Source organism: Pseudoalteromonas sp. PPB1, from assembly GCF_015356275.1.
GTDB classification, from domain to species: domain Bacteria; phylum Pseudomonadota; class Gammaproteobacteria; order Enterobacterales; family Alteromonadaceae; genus Pseudoalteromonas; species Pseudoalteromonas rubra_D.
The window spans coordinates 42373-60311 of sequence record NZ_JACEQV010000003.1 but is presented as its reverse complement, the minus strand read 5'-3'; the positions used below and the strand labels follow the sequence as shown (position 1 = coordinate 60311).

The following is a 17939-nucleotide window of genomic DNA, read 5'->3' as shown; positions in this document are numbered from 1 at the left end:
GGACGCTAACGGCGTTAAAAATTTCTTATTTAGAACAACTAAATAGCAAAATTTTTGCCTTGTTATCGACACTATTTTCTCGCCTCAAAATGGAACACTGAATTAAGCAAATTGGCATAATATGATGCGAAAGGATCTAAAAAGGGGCTGAATTCAGCCCCTTTTTCTTTACTGTGCTGCCAGATAGTCGATGACGACCTGGTGATGCTCTTTGGTCTTAAATTTGTTGAACACGTGTTTAACGGAGCCATCTTGCCCGATCAGGAAGCTGATGCGGTGGATACCGTCGTATTCTTTGCCCATGAACTTTTTCAGTCCCCAAACGCCGAATGCATCAGCGATGGCATGATCTTCATCAGACAACAAATCAAAGTTCAGTTCTTTTTTGGTCTCGAAATTTTTTAACTTCTTAACCGGATCTGGGCTGATCCCAACGGCTACCGTATTATACTGTGCTAGCTGAGCCTTGTGGTCTCTGAGTTGTTCAGCCTGAACAGTGCAGCCTGGTGTTAGTGCCTTTGGATAGAAATACACCAGCACCTGGTTTGATTCCAGAAGTGTGCTGAGTGCAATACTGTCACCATCTTGATTTTGTAAAGTAAACTGCGGTGCCTGAGCGCCTGCTTGTAGCGTATTCATAGGATGCTCCTTAACGAATGCGTCGAAAAATATAATCCAGATCTAGTGAGTTTGAGAGATGCTCGAACTGTATTTTAAATGCGTCGGCATCGACTTCAATGGGAATATTGACTTCGATTTCACAGCGCATATGTAATGCGTCACTTTCTTCGTATGTATCAGACTTCAAAGAACAAATACTGATGTTTTGTTCAGCAAAAAAGCGCGTCACTTTGCTTAGCGTCCCGGGGGCGTCGAGCCCTTTATATTCCAGGGTGTAACCGGCACTGAATTCGTTTTGCTGATGGCTGGCGGTGCGCTTCATCATTGTCAGTAAGCCCAGCTCCATCCCTTTTGTCGGTAAGGTATGCTCAACCCGACTGATTGCCGCCATGTCGCCTGATAACAACATAATGAAAGTAAATTCGTTACCGAGTATCGCTATTCGGCTATCGATGATGTTGCAATTACATTCACTGACCAGCATAGTCAGTTCACTGACAATCCCTGAGCGATCTTCGCCGATTGCGGTCAAAACCAGTTGTTGGTTGGTAAATGTGGTCATTTAAGAGCACCCTATACGCTGAGAATATGGTAATGCCTAACGGCAGGTTTTAGATGTATAGCCGTAAATACTAACATAATTTGGTTACTTGGGATACCGGCAGCGCCAGGCTTTACGGTTTGACTGTGCCAGATAATGGGTCGGACAGGCTCACATCTTGTGTTTACAGGGCGAGGCAAGTAACATAGGGCAAATTTTGCAAGTTGTTTAGGCTCGCCAGACGGATATAAAAAGTTGTTCTGGCAGTGAACCAAATCGGCAATCCCCACTCATATAAAGACGATATTCGTTTACCGTAAATAAATATAACAGGGTTTGCTAAGGAGTTTTATTCGTGCAGTATTGGGTTCCAAAAGCACTGACTTTAGGTGTTTTACTTGGTTTAACGGGATGTAGTGTATTTCCAAATGATGCACATCACAGCAAAAACTACCGCGTTAGTGAAGCCATTAGCGTCCCTGAAGGGCTGGAACAGCCATATCAGGATCCGCAATATAAGATGGCCGTTGCTGATTATGACAATAACTCGGATGACGAAAATAAGCTGTATCGCCCCCCTCAGCAAGTGCTGACGCTGGCACAGGGCAGCTGGGCAGAGAGCAAAGATAGAGTTGCCAAAGTGTATTTCGATAAAAATGATGGTATTGACGATCTGGCTGGTTTCATCTGGCAGTCGTTGGATGGCGTTATGGCGAACCACAATACTCAGATTGCTAAGGATGCCCGTCAGGCAGGCACAGTCGAAACTGACTGGTATGCATTGATCAAAAAAGATGAAGGCTGGTTGTGGGAAGATATTGTTGAAGTATCACGGCAGCGTTTCGCTTTTACTGTTGAGCAAAAAGAACACCAGCGCACTGCTTCTTTAAGTGCTAAGTTACTTGATTATCAAAGTGAAGAGCAGCCGCTCACTGATATGCTTAAACAGCAGTTAGAAGTGCGTGCTCTGAATGAAGTGATCGCAGAATTTGATTATCGTTATCGACTACTGGCAGTTGAACTACGCAAACAGCAGGGCTTGTTATCTCTGGAAGGTGGGTTCGATCAGGATGGTAACGCTGCGATGCTGACACTGGTTGAAAAAAGTGCGGTAATGGATCGTCTGTCGAATTTCCTTGAGCGCGTTAACTTTACAGTCATTCGCCTTGACAGAGACAATGATTTGGTGAAAGTGCGTTATGAAGCTCCTGAGCAAAGCGTCTGGGATTCTATCTGGGGCGAGGAAGCGACGGTCTTGCCTCTGGCGGACGGCGATTATGTCGTGAAAGTATCTACAACGGATGATGGTCAAACGGCGTTGACCTGGTTGGATAGCGAGGAGCAAGTGCTGGATGCACCGACTATGGAGCTGTTGTTGCAATCTCTGTTAGAGGTGTTACGCAGTCGAGGTCTGCAAATATAATATTTTATATAAATCAAAATATTAAAATAAAAACAATGAGTTGAAGTAATATGAAAAAGAGCCTTACGCTCTTTTTCTTTTTAGTGGGTAATCATATGATGTCAGAATCTACGGGTTCAGCGTCGCCAAACTGGCGCACGCTATTTGCGTTTATCGTGCCTTCCCTGATTGGGGTGTTTTTGTTTATGACACCTGTTGCAATCGGCGAAGCCATGACCATTCCTATTGCTGTGATGGCAAAGGCTCTGCAAGGCTGGATAGCCCCCTTTGCGCAGGCTATGATAGTAGCCATAGTTTGCATCACCGGGGTAATGAGTGCTTTTGTTGCCCTGGTGGAACCCAGGCAATTACTAAAAAATCACTTATTCCGGCACTTATTTGCTGTCAGTCCAATTTGGTTAGTGACCCGGCTGGCAGGTATGCTGTTCATTCTAATGACCTATTTTAAGGTGGGCCCTGAAGCCATTTACTCTTCAGGTACTGGTGCATTGGTGCTGCATGAGCTTTTGCCTGTGCTGTTTTCTGTGTTTGTGTTAGCAGGTCTTTTGCTGCCTTTGTTACTTAATTTTGGTTTGCTGGAACTGGTTGGTACGTTACTGACGAAAGTGATGCGGCCTTTGTTTGGGGTACCCGGACGCAGTGCGGTGAATTGTGTGGCTTCCTGGCTTGGTGACGGCAGCGTTGGTATTTTGATGACCTCTCGTCAATATGAAGACAAGCACTATACGCAAAGAGAGGCTGCCATCATCGGCACCACGTTCTCTGCGGTGTCTATTACCTTCTGTCTGGTGGTCATTGGTCAGGTTAAACTGGAGCATTTATTTGCTCCCTTTTATCTGACTGTATGTGCCGCTGGTATTACCGCCGCGATTATTGTTCCCCGCTTACCACCATTACGATGGAAAAAAGACTGTTATGTTGACGGCAGTGATGCAAACCCGGGTGCAGAGCTGGTACCTGAGGGTAAAACCCTGTTTGGTCATGCGCTGGACGTCGCACTGGCAAAAGCAGAAAAAGCCCCTGGGGTAAAAGGGACGTTAAAAGAAGGCGTGCATAATGCGCTGGATATGGTGTTTGCTGTTTTGCCTGTGGTGATGGCAGTCGGTACGTTCGCTTTGATCATCGCGGAGCATACGCCTGTTTTTCAGATCCTGGGTAAGCCGTTTATCCCTTACCTTGAGTTGCTTCAAGTACCAGAAGCTGCCAAAGCCGCTGAAACCATTGTCGTTGGCTTTGCAGACATGTTCATTCCGTCTATTTTGGCGGCCTCAAACATTGAAAGCGACGTGACACGTTTTATTGTTGCAGCATTGAGCGTCACTCAGTTGATCTATATGTCGGAAGTCGGCGCGTTGCTACTGGGCAGTAAGATCCCGGTCAACTTGTTTGAGTTATTCTGTATCTTTATTTTGCGCACGCTGGTGACATTACCGGTAATTGCGCTGATGGCGCACTGGCTGGTAGGTTAAGCTAACTGAAGTAGGGCTGGCGCAGAGCGGCCCTACTTATCTTCCTTTTCCTCGGGTTTGGCCTCTGGCTCTGGTTTGGTTTGCTTATCTAGCTTGCCTTTAACATCAAAGCGGGTCATATATTTCAATAACATAATATTACTGATAATGAACCCAAGGACCATGACAATGATCAGTATCACGTGCCAGGTTGGTAAGGTGTTTTCCATCTTGACTTGCTCCCTATCGCAGGGCCTTCATTGGACGTTCACTTCCATTGTATATCTTAAGCGTTCAATACCTCAAGCATAGACCTGAGTTACTTACAAAACACCCTTGCTACTCACCGTATTAGGCATCAAAGAGCTGAGTCATTTTCCATAATAACAACGTGGTATAGCGTTATTTATGTGTTCTGGAAAGACGGTTTAGGCAAGCTTTGAGAAATATGAGGAACGCGATAATTGTTTGGTTGTCCATATATTAGGTAAGTTGGTGAGATTCTTGAGATCAGCAGCAGCTTTTTTAAGATGCAATTGGTATCATTCCGCTAACAGCGTTGCGACAATATTGATGGCAATAAGCGTGTGATATGACTAATAAGGTGGTTAATTCTTTAATGGAGCATGTTTTAATTTGGCCGGCTCAGTTTCCTTTGCTACTCAAAGGGCTGGTTGAAAATAATGGGGCATTTATCCTGGATGCACTGGAAGCCTGGCCTGAGTGTGAAACACTGACAGACCAACAAGGTGTACGCTCATCGGTTTTACCTCCATTGATGTATATTTTGTGGCTTAAACCATTGGAGCCATTCGAGTCTTGTCATTATCAGCATATTGATGACTACGATGAGGCGCACCAGACTTATTGTGATGACTTACTGGCGCATATTGCCAATGCAGGCGTTAGCCAGGATGAGTTGATTGCCAAATTGTTGGGTGTGTTTGCTCAGTATGCAGATATTAAGGCGCAGCTTGCGTATCATACTGAGGTCTCACCTGCGACACTGCTGCTGAATAAAACTTACACCCGCGCTCTATTGCTACTTCTGCACCACGGTTTAACCCTTACAGCACAAGAAGCCTGTGATTTATGGCGTATTGCTGACGAAGAAACACGACAGCAGCTGAGTGATATGCTGAAATCAGTGTTGCAAGACACCGTAGCGACCTTACAGTTGGCCGTTGAGTGTCTGCAAAGCGATGAGGTCTATGTCGGGCTGTTGCAACATTTGTGTGATGGTGACGAAGTTGAACGCCTGCTGGATCAGGCACTCCTGGCTCATGTGATGTCTAAGCAGGCTAAGCAATCTATTGCTCTCAAACTCATAGAGAAAGGGGCCAGTGGACAAAGCAAAGATCAATCTGGTAAGTCGGCCATGATGTGGCTGGTAGAGCAGGGCTTTGTGAGCGCTGCTGAGGCGCTTAAAGAGCAGTATTGCCCCCAATCCTTGGATGATCTTGGCCGTAATCTGATGCACTATGCGGTGCTCTCTAATTCAACAGCCATGCTAGAGCTGGTTGAGTCTATGGGTGTAGACCCGAGACTGGCAGATGTCACTGGAATGACGCCTTATCGCTTGGCAAATCAGGCACAAGCGGTCGCAGCAAAGAAGTTTCTCGAAGCGCGGGGTATCATTGAGTTATCTTTTGCGGCCAAGTATGAGAAAGTCGCACGGGTTTACAGTTTGTATGCATTGGTAGCAATTCTGATGCCGGTGCAACTGAATTTCTTTTTTAATGAGTCACACAGTAACAAGCTGTCTGCAACCATCATGATCTCCAGTCTGACACTGCTGTTTTTCGCGCTTGCTCGTTGGCAAAAGCGCAGTCCGCTCTACCCGCAGGATGCGTCACCCTGGAGCCTGATTGGTGTTAATGTGTTGGCCTGGCTGAGTATGTCACTGCAATTTTTATTCAGTGTCGTGGTGTTGATAGCGGTGATGGGTAGCTAAAAGCAGAGCACAAGCTCTGCTTTTAATGGGGGGACAGTAGCGAGAGAATCAAATCACTCGGTAAGTGGCGTATTGAAATCCGCCGGTTTATCAAAATCCCCTGAAATATCATTCAATGCATCACCGTTGAAATAAACCACCAGCTCTTTACGTTGCTCTGAGTCTCTACCCAGATTGAACACATAAGAGTAATGCCAGATTTCGCTGTTAAACGCGTCTTTAGCCACAGGCGTGCCCAATACATATAAAACTTGCTCTTTTGTCATAGCAATTCTGAGCTTATCGACATCGGACTGCTCCAGGAAGTTACCCTGAGGCACGTTTATCCGGTATACCCAGCTGGAACAGGCAGACAGCAATGTCGTTGTAAGAATAATACTAAGCCAAACAAAAAGGCGCTTTTTTAACTGCATGTATGTGTATCCTTATTTTTGGTTGTATGAATGATACAGAATGGATAAAGAAGGTAAAGTAGAATTATTGGTAAGTTTCGACTGTTCACCGTTAAAATAGTTCCATTAATTGTATTGAGTGGTCAAAGCAATGAGCAAACCCCAGCAGCCCTGGTACCTGTACATAATTGAAAATCGATTTGGTCATTGGTATACCGGCATCACCAACGATGTTTCTCGGCGTTTTGCCGAACATGATGCTGGCAAAGGCGCCAAGAATTTGCGTGGCAAAGGCCCGTTAAAGCTTGTCTACAGCCTGGCGGTGGAAGACAAGCGCACTGCAGCCCGGCTTGAATGGCGGTTTAAACGGTTATCTAAGTCACGCAAGGTTGCACTCGTTCAGGGGGCGGCTGACACCGATAACGCTGATATAAAAGCACTGATATGTTCCGACACCTGATTCAGCTTGGGCAGGTTTACCTTATCAAACTGGTCTTTTGGAGTGTGGTGATTGGGGTCAATGCCCACGCCAAAATAAGCGAAAGGTATTCCGACTTTATGGAAGGCATAGTGATCACTGGCCCGGAGCCAGTCTACTCGCGGCGTGTCTAAGCGACGTGCCATACTGGTCGCAGATGTATAAACCAGAGCACGGATCTGGTTGTCAAAAGCAGGCTCAATGGCATCGGTAAACTCACTTGCCTGTTTTGAGGCAAGGACATACAAACGATTTTTTCCGCTTACAGCGAGCATATCCAGATTGATATTCAGGGCAACCTGACTGGGCGTCAGCGTGGCTGCGAAAAAATGTGCGCCGTAGAGGCCTTTTTCTTCGGCATCGGTGGCTACAAATGTGATTTCCCGGTGCCTATGCTGTGAGGCCAGGCGCTGCGCAATGTCCAACATCACCACCACGCCAGAGGCATTGTCATTGGCGCCGGGATAATAACGCGAGCCCCTGCTGCCCAAATGGTCGTAATGGGCACTGATCACCAATGCTTTGTGACATACCGGCGCGTTGCAGGGCAAAGTGGCAACAACATTGTGACCATGTCCTAGTTTACCGAGCCCCTGACGAAAGCGAAAAGACTGATAATAGGTATCTAACCCCGCCTCCACGAAGCGTGTGTGAATATAGCGGGCACTTTCATTTATGGCGATGCTGCCTGAACCCCGACCCGCGTGTTCCGGGCTGGTCAGTACCTTTAGGTCTGTTTCCAGCTGCGTATTCGCATGCGCAGTAGCGGTAATACAACAAAGCCATAGGGCACTAATTTTTAGCCGTTGCACTGAGCCACTCCAGCTTGTTTTGATAGCGTTTCTTGTCATGGTTGAAACTGGCGTGGTTCAACGCCCGGTTTAGAAATGTTCTGCTCAGCTCAAGCTCACCCTGTATATAGTAGACTTTTGCCAGGCCAAAGTAACCTTCGTGGATTGACGCCGACAATTTGTTTGCGGCGCGGTAATGCTTCAGTGCCTGATCGTAGTTTTCAGCGGCAAAGGCTTCGTCACCGAGTGCAATTAAATAATAGGGGTTATCCTTACGCAGTGCATGTAACTGTGTTCTGATCTCTTGCGCTTTGTGTGGTCTGTCAGTCAGTTCGTATAACAGTGCTAAATTACCCAGCGCAGTTTTGTTTTCGTCATTGATGCGCAGTGCCTGTTGATACAGTGATTCGGCTTGTGCGTTGTGATCGTTAATGCGATAGAGCACGGCCAGATTCCCCCATGCTGCGGAGTAGAGTGGATCAATGTCTATGGCAGCACGAAAGTAGCTATATGCCTGATCCATTTCTTTATTGATCATGTGCATGGCGCCTCTGTTGCTGTAAAACATGGCGGTGATACGCTCTTTACTGATTTTAGAGGTTGCGAATTTTTGTTGTCGGCTGTTGGGGTCAAAGTCAATAACAACCCGGGCCGGGCGCGTATATAGCACCTCGCGATTTTCGCTGTTTTTCCGGGCTCCGGAATTGGTCTGGGTCACCACTAAGTTAACGTGTCCGGTCAGCAGGCTGTAGCCTTTGGTTTGTGCCCAGTACTCTGGGATATGTACGCGCTGAAACTGGCCCTTAAAGCCCAGGTAATCCGATAAGCTATAAGCAAGGATCGACAGTGACAGGCAATTGGCATTGAGGTTATAAAAGGCATCTGAGGCACTGAGGTTGGCACCGCGCATATATGCGAGGCTTGAATCGCCATTTTCAACTAAAAATTGCAGTAACTGCTCTGCCACTTTGATATTAGAGCCATTGTTGCGTTCCAGGTAACGGTCTAATGTGGCCCGAATATTTGCATCTAGTGCAAAGATACTGATTTGTGTTTCTACTTCATGTTGTCTGAAGGGGGCATTATCGAGCAGTACCATGTTGATTTCAGGCTGGACCTTGGTTGTTTCACATCCGCTGAGTAACAAAGTGGAGGCGGCCAACAAAGGGCAAAGATAGCGTCTGGCAAAACGAGTATACGACAACATAAAGACGTTCCTAAATCTACAGCTTACTTTTAGTGTAGCTATTTTGGCCGGTTAAGGAAGCAAAAATTGTTACAATCCATTGCAGTAAATACACGTTTTATCGGGGAGATGGGTCTGTAAGAAAGGTCATAAAAGAAATAATAAAGTAGATTTTTTGTGTAAGTAAGTGGCCACATACAAGTGGCCACTTTGCACCTAACGCTAGAAGCTGGCAACCAGCTTATCTAGTGCTTTGGCCGAATTAGCCAGCTGCTGGATCGCCTGCTCAGTGTCGAGTTGCTCACTCATTACAGCGTCACTGATCACACTGATCTGCTCGATGCTGCGTCCGACATCTGCGACCACGTTACTCTGCTCCTCGGTGGCTGTCGCGATTAAAGTGGTCATATCGTTGATCTGATCGGCAGTTTCACTAATGGTATTCATCAGCTCTACCGACGTTTGCATATTGTTGACGCTTTGCTGCGCTTGATCAGAGGATTGTGCGATTTGTGTCACGATCGAATCCGATGCTGCGGTAAGCTCCTGGATTGTCGCCTGAATCTCGTCTGTTGACTGGGAGGTTCTACTCGCCAGTGCCCTGACTTCGTCTGCAACAACCGCAAAACCACGACCGTGTTCACCAGCGCGGGCAGACTCTATTGCTGCATTGAGTGCAAGGAGGTTGGTTTGTTCTGAAATCCCTCTGATCACATCTAAAATACTGGCGATGGATTGTGTTTTGCTCGCCAACGTTGCGACCTGATCAGCCATTTGTTGTATATCCAGTGCTAACTGATGCAAGGTAGATTGGCTTTGTTGCACACAGCTGTGGCTGTGTTTGGTGTGCTCGCGGCTTTCATCGGTGAGTTTGGCGGTATTGTTGGCACTACCCGCTATTTCCTGTACCGTTGCTGCCATCTGGTTTATTGCCGCTGCAACAGAGAGTGTTTGAGATTTTTGCTCATCCAATGACGATGAATTTTTCTTTGCCTGGGTAAAAACATGCTCACTGGCAATGCGTATATCGCTGCTTTCTTTCGCAACGTTACAGATCGCGGCTTCTATTTTTTCAATGAACTGATTAAACCCCTGACCTAGAGCTTGTAGTTCAGGTTGCTCCGCATTAGGCACCCGGTAATTCAGTTTTGCATCACCGCTACCGAGCTGACGGAACACGTCAGCCATTTTTAGCAAGGGTGCACTGAGGTTGCGTGCCATCAGCATACTCGCAATACAGACCACAATCACCACGACCAGTGACCAGATCACAATTTGCCACTGTAAAGAAGAAACTTGTGCAAAGACTTCTGATTTAGGCACTTGCGCAATAACAAGCAGATCGGTGCCTGCTATCGGGCTGGCAGCAACCAAAGACGGTGTGCCATTGGCCTCCAGATCGAGCACAACAAAGTCGCGACTATTGCGCAACTGTCCGGCAGCTTGCGAGCCATATAAGTCGATTAATTTGGTTTTGGCTACTTTGCTCGCGTCAGGATGAAGCTGCACAACGCCCTGAGATTTTTCGACCACAAAGACAAAGCCACTTTGCTCAATGGTCATGTTAGCCAGCATGGTTTGCATGGCATCTATACTTTTTGCAAGGCCGGCTAGACCAATGCCATTAGTTTGCTGATGGTTGACAAACATTTTCACATCACCCGGCGCTTCCTGGTAAATGCTAATGGAGTACTCTTCAGCGCTTTGTGTGAAGTGGAAAAACCAACCATCTTGCTGCTGGTTGAGGACACGCAAAAAGCCGTTTTGGTTCCAGTACTGATGCGTTTCCCTGTTTGCCCAGGAGGCGGTAACCAGTGAGTATTGATTTTGCACGCGCGCCAACTCAGTAAGCAAAACTTGCTCATCTAACTGACCTTTGTTGACCGCATCAAGTAAAAATTGATTGCTTGAAAGTTGTTTTGCCGCACTCTTAAGCTGGCCAATTTGTTGGCTAATCGACTTGTTGATGCTCTCAACCTTGCTGGGTAATTCAGAGCCCAGCATGCGCGTCTCGATCATAGACTTAGCCTGATAGGTTGAAATAAAGCCGATCAGACAAGCGACAACAACCGCGATTAGACTGCCTAGCAGAGTAATACGTTGTGTAATTGTTAAACCAGTGTTATGCATTAAAGTTACTACTTCTATATCCCGTGGCTTATAATTTTAGCATGGTCAATAATTAACACCTATAGGTATAAAGTCGTTGTCACAATACTGTCATGTTTTATAAGGTAAAAAAGCCCGCTGCATAGCAGGCGGGCCTTGGTTTCTAACAAGCGAACTAAAATGGCAAAAAAGGGCAGAGTTCAATGCACTTAAAAGATTATTGTACTCTTTCTTTTCAAATGGTTAGATGATCTTTTTCATGGCTGACATGTAGCCTCGTAAGGTATTTCCAACCACTTCAACTGGATGATTACGGATTGCCGCATTGACTTGGATCAGCGTCTGGTTGTCCACTTCATTGGAGTTGTTCGGCAACCCTTTACCAATGACGTCTGTACCGATTTTGTCCATAAATGGTTTGAGCAACGGTAAGCAAGCATGATTGTATAAATAACAGCCGTATTCCGCTGTGTCTGAGATTGTCCGGTTCATTTCGAACAGCTTTTTACGGGCAATCGTATTGGCGATGAGCGGCGTTTCATGCAAAGACTCATAATAGGCTGACTCTTCGATGATGCCCGCGGCTGTCATCGTTTCGAACGCCAGTTCTACACCTGCTTTAACCATGGCGACCATCAAAATACCGTTGTCAAAGAACGCTTGTTCTGTAATTTCTTGCTCACAGTTTGGCTGTTTCTCAAACGCGGTTTCTGCGGTTTCAGCGCGCCAGCTGAGTAACTTGGCATCGTCTTCTTGCCAGTCAGCCATCATACCCTGAGAGAACTCACCACTGATGATGTCGTCCATATGTTTATTGTATAAAGGGCGCATGAGTGTTTTAAGGTCTTCACTTAAGTCAAACGCTTTGATTTTCGCCGGGTTGGACAGGCGGTCCATCATATTGGTGATACCACCGTGTTTGAGAGCTTCAGTGATCACTTCCCAACCGTACTGGATAAGTTTTGAGGCATAACCCGCTTCAATGCCTTGTTCGACCATTTTATCAAAGCATAGCAATGAGCCGGTTTGTAGCATACCGCACAGTATGGTCTGTTCACCCATTAAGTCAGACTTTACTTCGGCGATGAAGGACGAGTGGAGTACACCAGCTTTGTGCCCACCTGTTCCCGCTGCATAGGCTTTAGCCTGAGCCAGACCATGACCTTGAGGGTCATTTTCCGGGTGCACTGCAATTAAGGTCGGCACGCCAAAGCCACGCTTGTATTCTTCTCGAACCTCAGTGCCCGGACACTTAGGTGCCACCATGATAACGGTAATGTCTTCACGTACTTGCATACCTTCTTCAACGATATTGAAGCCATGGGAATAGGCGAGTGTGGCCCCATGTTTCATCAGTGGCATCACGGCTTCAACTACCGCTGTGTGTTGCTTGTCTGGCGTCAGGTTAAGAACCAGATCAGCCTGTGGGATCAAGGTTTCGTAGGTACCCACTTCAAAGCCATTTTCGCTGGCATTTTTAAATGACTGGCGCTTTTCATCAATGGCAGACTGACGCAGCGCATAGCTGACATCTAACCCTGAATCGCGTAAGTTCAGACCCTGGTTCAGGCCCTGAGCGCCACAGCCAATGATCACCAGTTTTTTACCAAGCAGGACGTTAACACCGTCCTCAAACTCTTTGGGGTCCATGAAATGGCACTGCGCCAGTTGGGCTAGTTGCTCACGCAGTGGCAGTGAATTGAAATAGTTCGCCATGATTTGTCCTGTCTGATTGTTCTAACATAATGAGTTAGGTTCTAGACTAGTAATAAGTTTAAGTTGCGTAAAATGATATATTTAAACTATTGTATTTCATATTGTGAAATACATAGAGTGAACAATTTGAGATGGACCATAAACAACTTAAGTACTTTCTGGCATTGGCGGATACACTGCATTTTTCCCGCGCCAGTGAGCGCTGCTATATTAGCCCCCCAACGCTGAGTCGGCAGATAAAACAGCTTGAAGAGGAGGTTGGCGCGCCGCTATTTATCCGTGACAACCGCAGTGTCGCTCTGACATCACAAGGGCAGGCTTTTATTCATTACGCGCAGGCTACGCTGGCAAGTTGGCGCCAGTTTAAAAGTGAATGTCTGGATGAAGACAAGCCGCTCAGTGGTGAGCTGAGCTTGTTTTGTTCTGTGACTGCCTCTTACAGTTTTATCTATGACTTGTTTGCCCGTTACCGACAGGATTTCCCTCAGGTAGAGCTCAACTTGTTGACTGGCGATCCGGCAAACTCTATTGCTCAGGTACAGGGAGAAGTGGTTGATGTTGCCGTTGCCGTTCGGCCCCGTAACCTGCCCCAGGGGCTGGAATACCTCAGTATTGGTCGCTCACGGCTGCTGTTTATTGCGCCAACGATGAAATGCCCTTTGAGTGAGCTGCTGGAGCAGCAGCGTGGAGAACTACCCTGGCAACAGGTACCTTTCATCGTGCCCGAGCATGGTGTTTTGAAAGAGCGTCTGGATGTGTTTTTTAAGAAGAAAGCACTACAGCCGAAGATCTATGCACATGTTTCCGGTCATGAGGCCATGGTTGCTTTGACCAGCCTGGGCTTCGGCATTGCTTATGTGCCAGAAGTCGTATTAGAGCAAAGCCCGTTTAGAAACCAGGTTCAGACGTTGGGGTTGCAAAGCGAAGAGATTGAAATTGGCCTGGTATGCAAGAAAAAACGTCTTCAGGACCCGGTTGTTAGTGCCTTATTTCGGGTTGCGGCGCGTTTGTTCGCCGCGTAAAGCGTTTGTTCAGCTAGGGTCACTAGACTAGCCTGCATAGTTAGTTTTAACGAGGCTTTTTCGTGTCAACGGTATTAATCGCGCAAGATGAAAAAGGACACAGCATCGCACCCTTTGAAGCATTGCAGCAGCATGGTTATGTTATGCGGTTTATGAATATTCATGAGGCAACTCGTAAAGGGTATCCGGCTCAACAAGTAGACAGTATTGTGATTGGTCAGGCTCTGGCAACCAGTGCGCAGTACGATACTATTAATACACTCAAATCCTGCTTTGATGCGCCTCTGATGGTAGCGCTTGACGAGGACAATGAAGATTTGCAGAGCCTGATGCTGGAACTGGGCGCAGACGATGTTATCCCCTGTATGGCCAAACCCCGATTATGGCGTGCCCGGCTTGATGCTTTGGTACGTAAACACCCGGCCATATCGGCCATGCAGTCTGAAACGCCAGATGAGCTCCACTTTGGCCAGCTTTATCTGAATTTGCATGAGCGCAGTGTTTCACTGAAAAAGCAACCGGTTAGCTTGACCAGTCATGAGTTTGAGTTACTCTGGCTGTTGGCTTCTCGCGCCCCGGACGTTGTCAGTCGCGAAGACATTTATAAAAAGGTGGTTGGACAGCATTACCAGGCAAACAGTCGCACGGTAGATGTGCGTGTATCATGTTTGCGCAGAAAACTGGGAGATACCGCTGTCGGGGCAGAAAAAATTAAAACGGTTTGGCGTAAAGGTTATCTGTTTGTAAAAGATGCCTGGTGAACCTAAAGCTTAGCTCATAATTTGACGAAATTTCCACATTGGATAGTTCCAATTATTCGAACTATCCATTCGCTCTCGTTTGTACATTGCTTCTTTTTCCTCTTTTGTTCTAGTGACACTGTCGCCTCAATAGTCTATATAAATCAAACATATATTTTTATTTCATATCTAGTTTAGTTGTCCCTAACCGATTTATGTGGGCAGTGAAATTGCGCATTCCTTGATCTAAATCGTGTATTTAGCAACGTAAATAGAATTGATTGCTATTTAAAGCGGTGTATACTTAACGCGACTAAGAATAATTTTTAACATTGCTTTATTAAGGAATGCTCAATGATTTTCAAAAAATCTCTGCTTGCTACTTCTATTTTAGTTGCCACTTTAGGTTTGACCGCATGTGGTGGTTCAAGCTCAAATGACAACAATATCAATAATGGTCAGACACCTGACACATCAACAAATGCAGCGCCAACCGCTGTTACTCTGACAAGTAAGGATGCAGACGCAACTGAAGTCACTGTGACTGAAAATATGGTTGCGGTAGAGATAGGTACTCTGGTTGTAACTGACAGCGACGATGACAGCCACACTTTTGAAGTGTCTGACTCGCGTTTTGAAGTTGTTGAAGGCGTTTTAAGATTAAAAGCCGGTGAACACCTGAACTATGAATTAGAGCAGGAAGTGACTGTTACGGTTACCGTTAATGACGGTGAAAACACGGAAGAATTCCAGGTTAAGTTTAAAGTACTGGACGAAATGGACTATGATTTCATCAGCCGTTTTGCAGAAGGTGAATCCAGTGTTGCTTACTCAGGCCAGATTGCACGTCACGTGTTAATCAAAGAGTTGTTCAATTACATTGGCAGCGCTCAGTTCGTTACGGACGCACAAGGCGAAAATGCAACAAAAGAAACGCTACTTACTGAGCTAAACAAGTTTTATGCCGTATCTGAAGAAGACTATAACAGCATCTGGGAAGATCGTGCTCTTACTGTGGTGACAGACCCTGCGGCACAGACTACTTTGACTGATATTTCATCTTCTCATAAAAACCTGAGTGGAAAAGTCGCTGGTAATGATGCAAAAGGTCAGTACAAAGATTGGACTGAAGATGGCAGCTTCGCTGGCTGGACAGCCATCGCAGCAGACGGTGAGACCCCAATTCCTGAGCTATTTGTAAAACAATTGTTTGATCAGTTAGCTGAGCGTGCGATTACAGGTAATGCAACCGCACCTGGTGGTGAAGAGATCGACACTATTTATGTGACTGAAACAGGTGTTGACCTTAATCAGTTGATCCAGAAGTTCCTATACGGTGCCGTGGCTTTCTCTCAGTCAGCGGATGATTATCTGGACTATGACACAGAAGGCAAAGGTCTGCAGACTGATAACACGGTTGCCGTTGAAGGTAAAACTTACACTAACCTTGAGCATCAGTGGGATGAAGGTTTCGGCTACTTCGGTGCAGCGCGTAACTACATGAGCTACTCTGATGACGAGATTGCAGGTAAAGGCGGACGTGACGGCTTCAGCGCTGGTTACAACGATGCTAATGCTGATGGCAAAATTGACTTTAACTCAGAGTATAACTTTGGTAACTCGACCAACGCAGCTAAGCGTGACCGTGGTACTGTAGATAATGCAAATCCAACTGACCTGACTAAAGACGCATTTGAAGCGTTTTACAATGGTCGTAAGTTGATTAACGCAACTGAAGGCGCGCTTAGTGAAGCGCAAATGGATGAACTGAAAGGCCATGCGAAAGATGCACTGATGGCATGGGAAAAAGCCATTGCAGCAACCGTTGTACATTATATCAATGACACAACTAAAGACCTGGAAGCGCTGAAAGAAGGCGTAAATGGCGGTGAGTACAAAGCATCAGATTTCGCTACACTCGCTAAGCACTGGTCAGAAATGAAAGGCTTTGCACTGAACTTCCAGTTCAACCGTTTCTCACCTTTCTATGCAGAAGGTAATGTCGGTAAATTCGAGCAAATGCATGACCTGATGGGCACGCAGCCAGCGATCGAACCAAATGACGTAGATGCTTACATTGAGAAGCTGGGTCAGGCACGTGACATCCTTCAGGAAGTATACGGCTTTGATGCAGAGAATGTTGCTAACTGGTAAGTTATAAACGATTCTTTGAACTGTCAAAAGGTTAGCGTGTTTTGCTAGCCTTTTGCGTATCTAGACTATTCATTTGAGGCAAATAATGAGAAGACAAACCAGACCTATCTTACTGGCAACGGCCATTGGTTTGGCATTAAGCGGATGTGGTGAAAGCACGTCCAGCTCTGCGGGTCCAGGATACAATCAGGGTACCCCGGTGGTAGAGCCAACAACGTTCGATCAGAAAAAGCTCGTAGCGAACCTAACCGACAATGTTTTCACCCCCACGTTCCAGCAATTTGCTGACAAAGCAAGTGGACAAACCGCTGTGATTAAAGCGTATTGTGATCTGGAAACGGCATTTGATCCGACCTTGCAGGACGATGCTGCGAAAACAGCGCGTGATGAAGCATTACTTGCTGCACAAAATAGCTGGAAAGAGGCGATGGTGAGCTGGCAGCATGCTGAATTGATGATCGTTGGCCCATTGCTGGCAGACGACAAAGCACTGCGTAAAGACATCTACTCCTGGCCAGATACCAACTATTGTAACGTTGATCAGGATGTGGCCTATTTTGCTGAGGGCGAAATTAATGGTGTCCCTTACGATATCAGCAAGCGTAGTGATAAGCGTCGTGGCTTAGACGCTCTTGAGTATTTATTGTTTAACAACGAGCTTGACCACAGTTGCTCTGCGGCAGCCAGTGGTGAAATTCTAGCCCAATGGAATACGCTCGAAGACCAACAACGCCGTATCATGCGTTGTCAGTATGCCGTTGAGGTGTCCACTGATCTGAAAGCAACGTCAGAGCGACTAATGTTTGAATGGGCGGGCGAACAAGGCTACGCCGCTAAGCTAAAGAATGCGGGTGAGTCCGGTAGTGAATTTACCACAGTCACTGAGGCGGTTAACCTTATTTCCGATGCGCTCTTTTATATGACCGAAGAGCTCAAGGATTATAAACTTGCAACACCGCTGGGCTTATTTGCTAACCAATGCGGTACTGAAGTGTGTCCTCAGGCAGTAGAATCGCGCTTTGCTGAGCATTCAATAGAAAATATCCAGGCCAATATCGCGGCATTTGAGCAAATCTTCCTTGGTCAGGGCACAGACAGTGAAGACACCACAGGCTTTGATGATTTCCTTGACGAACAAGATGCCAGTCAGACCAAAGAAGTGATGTTGCAGGGTATTGCAGATGCAAAAGCGGCGACAGATGCACTGAATGGTAGCTTACAGCAAGCGTTAGAAGAAGACACCGCAGGTGTGACAAACACCCATGCTAAGGTCAAAGACGTTACTGATGAGCTTAAAAACGACTTTATTCAAAAGTTGGCGCTGGAACTTCCTAAAACATCGGCAGGTGATAATGACTAAAGGA

16 protein-coding genes are annotated in these 17939 nt (G+C 46.4%); 8 read left to right on the top strand and 8 right to left on the bottom strand.

The annotated features are described in order from the left end of the window. Window positions 1-168: 168 nt before the first annotated feature. Window positions 169-639 carry a thioredoxin-dependent thiol peroxidase gene (gene bcp / locus IY568_RS04095; protein WP_194866839.1) on the bottom strand — a complete coding sequence of 157 codons (471 nt, stop codon included), beginning with the start codon at window positions 637-639 and terminating at the stop codon, window positions 169-171. 10 nt (window positions 640-649) lie between these two features. Then, window positions 650-1183 (bottom strand): glycine cleavage system protein R, encoded by a 534-nt coding sequence (locus IY568_RS04090; RefSeq protein ID WP_010382295.1) that lies wholly within the window; start codon window positions 1181-1183, stop codon window positions 650-652. A 334-nt stretch (window positions 1184-1517) separates the two neighbouring features. On the opposite strand from IY568_RS04090, the gene bamC reads away from it, so the two are divergent. Together bamC and IY568_RS04080 are read left to right on the top strand one after the other, a co-directional pair. Next, complete coding sequence (bamC, locus tag IY568_RS04085; protein ID WP_125560149.1) at window positions 1518-2585, top strand: outer membrane protein assembly factor BamC; 1068 nt, start codon at window positions 1518-1520, stop codon at window positions 2583-2585. Window positions 2586-2683: 98 nt separating this feature from the next. Next, complete coding sequence (locus IY568_RS04080; protein ID WP_194866937.1) at window positions 2684-4054, top strand: YjiH family protein; 1371 nt, start codon at window positions 2684-2686, stop codon at window positions 4052-4054. Window positions 4055-4086: 32 nt separating this feature from the next. Here the strand turns inward: IY568_RS04080 and IY568_RS04075 are convergent, their stop codons facing one another. After that, the gene (locus tag IY568_RS04075) at window positions 4087-4263 is read right to left on the bottom strand and encodes a DUF2897 family protein (RefSeq protein WP_125560151.1); all 177 of its coding nucleotides are present in this window, start codon (window positions 4261-4263) and stop codon (window positions 4087-4089) included. 362 nt (window positions 4264-4625) lie between these two features. Here IY568_RS04075 and IY568_RS04070 point away from each other — a divergent pair, with 362 nt between their 5' ends. Then, window positions 4626-5987, top strand: coding sequence for an ankyrin repeat domain-containing protein (locus IY568_RS04070; protein ID WP_194866838.1), 1362 nt, complete (start codon window positions 4626-4628; stop codon window positions 5985-5987). 53 nt (window positions 5988-6040) lie between these two features. On the opposite strand, the gene IY568_RS04065 is transcribed toward IY568_RS04070, so the two are convergent. After that, the gene (locus IY568_RS04065) at window positions 6041-6400 is read right to left on the bottom strand and encodes an outer membrane protein assembly factor BamE (RefSeq protein ID WP_125560155.1); all 360 of its coding nucleotides are present in this window, start codon (window positions 6398-6400) and stop codon (window positions 6041-6043) included. A 130-nt stretch (window positions 6401-6530) separates the two neighbouring features. On the opposite strand from IY568_RS04065, the gene IY568_RS04060 reads away from it, so the two are divergent. Then, complete coding sequence (locus IY568_RS04060) at window positions 6531-6839, top strand: GIY-YIG nuclease family protein (protein ID WP_049864269.1); 309 nt, start codon at window positions 6531-6533, stop codon at window positions 6837-6839. Here the strand turns inward: IY568_RS04060 and IY568_RS04055 are convergent. The 4 genes from IY568_RS04055 to ilvC form a co-directional block, all read right to left on the bottom strand. Beyond that, on the bottom strand, window positions 6779-7669 hold the full coding sequence (locus IY568_RS04055; RefSeq protein ID WP_194866837.1) for a M20/M25/M40 family metallo-hydrolase: 891 nt from the start codon (window positions 7667-7669) through the stop codon (window positions 6779-6781). The genes IY568_RS04060 and IY568_RS04055 overlap by 61 nt on opposite strands. After that, complete coding sequence (locus IY568_RS04050) at window positions 7650-8855, bottom strand: tetratricopeptide repeat protein (RefSeq protein ID WP_194866836.1); 1206 nt, start codon at window positions 8853-8855, stop codon at window positions 7650-7652. Before IY568_RS04050 ends, IY568_RS04055 begins: the two co-directional genes overlap by 20 nt. A 201-nt stretch (window positions 8856-9056) precedes the next feature. Further along, window positions 9057-10964 carry a methyl-accepting chemotaxis protein gene (locus IY568_RS04045; protein WP_194866835.1) on the bottom strand — a complete coding sequence of 636 codons (1908 nt, stop codon included), beginning with the start codon at window positions 10962-10964 and terminating at the stop codon, window positions 9057-9059. Window positions 10965-11186: 222 nt separating this feature from the next. Further along, window positions 11187-12659 carry a ketol-acid reductoisomerase gene (ilvC, locus tag IY568_RS04040; protein WP_194866834.1) on the bottom strand — a complete coding sequence of 491 codons (1473 nt, stop codon included), beginning with the start codon at window positions 12657-12659 and terminating at the stop codon, window positions 11187-11189. A gap of 131 nt (window positions 12660-12790) precedes the next feature. Between ilvC and ilvY the strand changes: the two genes are divergently transcribed. From ilvY to IY568_RS04020, 4 genes are all read left to right on the top strand, one after another. After that, complete coding sequence (gene ilvY / locus IY568_RS04035; protein ID WP_125560165.1) at window positions 12791-13681, top strand: HTH-type transcriptional activator IlvY; 891 nt, start codon at window positions 12791-12793, stop codon at window positions 13679-13681. Window positions 13682-13743: 62 nt separating this feature from the next. Then, on the top strand, window positions 13744-14442 hold the full coding sequence (locus IY568_RS25230) for a response regulator transcription factor (protein ID WP_125560167.1): 699 nt from the start codon (window positions 13744-13746) through the stop codon (window positions 14440-14442). A gap of 333 nt (window positions 14443-14775) precedes the next feature. Further along, window positions 14776-16575 (top strand): DUF4856 domain-containing protein, encoded by a 1800-nt coding sequence (locus IY568_RS04025; protein ID WP_194866833.1) that lies wholly within the window; start codon window positions 14776-14778, stop codon window positions 16573-16575. An 85-nt stretch (window positions 16576-16660) separates the two neighbouring features. Beyond that, the gene (locus tag IY568_RS04020) at window positions 16661-17935 is read left to right on the top strand and encodes an imelysin family protein (protein WP_125560171.1); all 1275 of its coding nucleotides are present in this window, start codon (window positions 16661-16663) and stop codon (window positions 17933-17935) included. Window positions 17936-17939 lie beyond the last annotated feature (4 nt).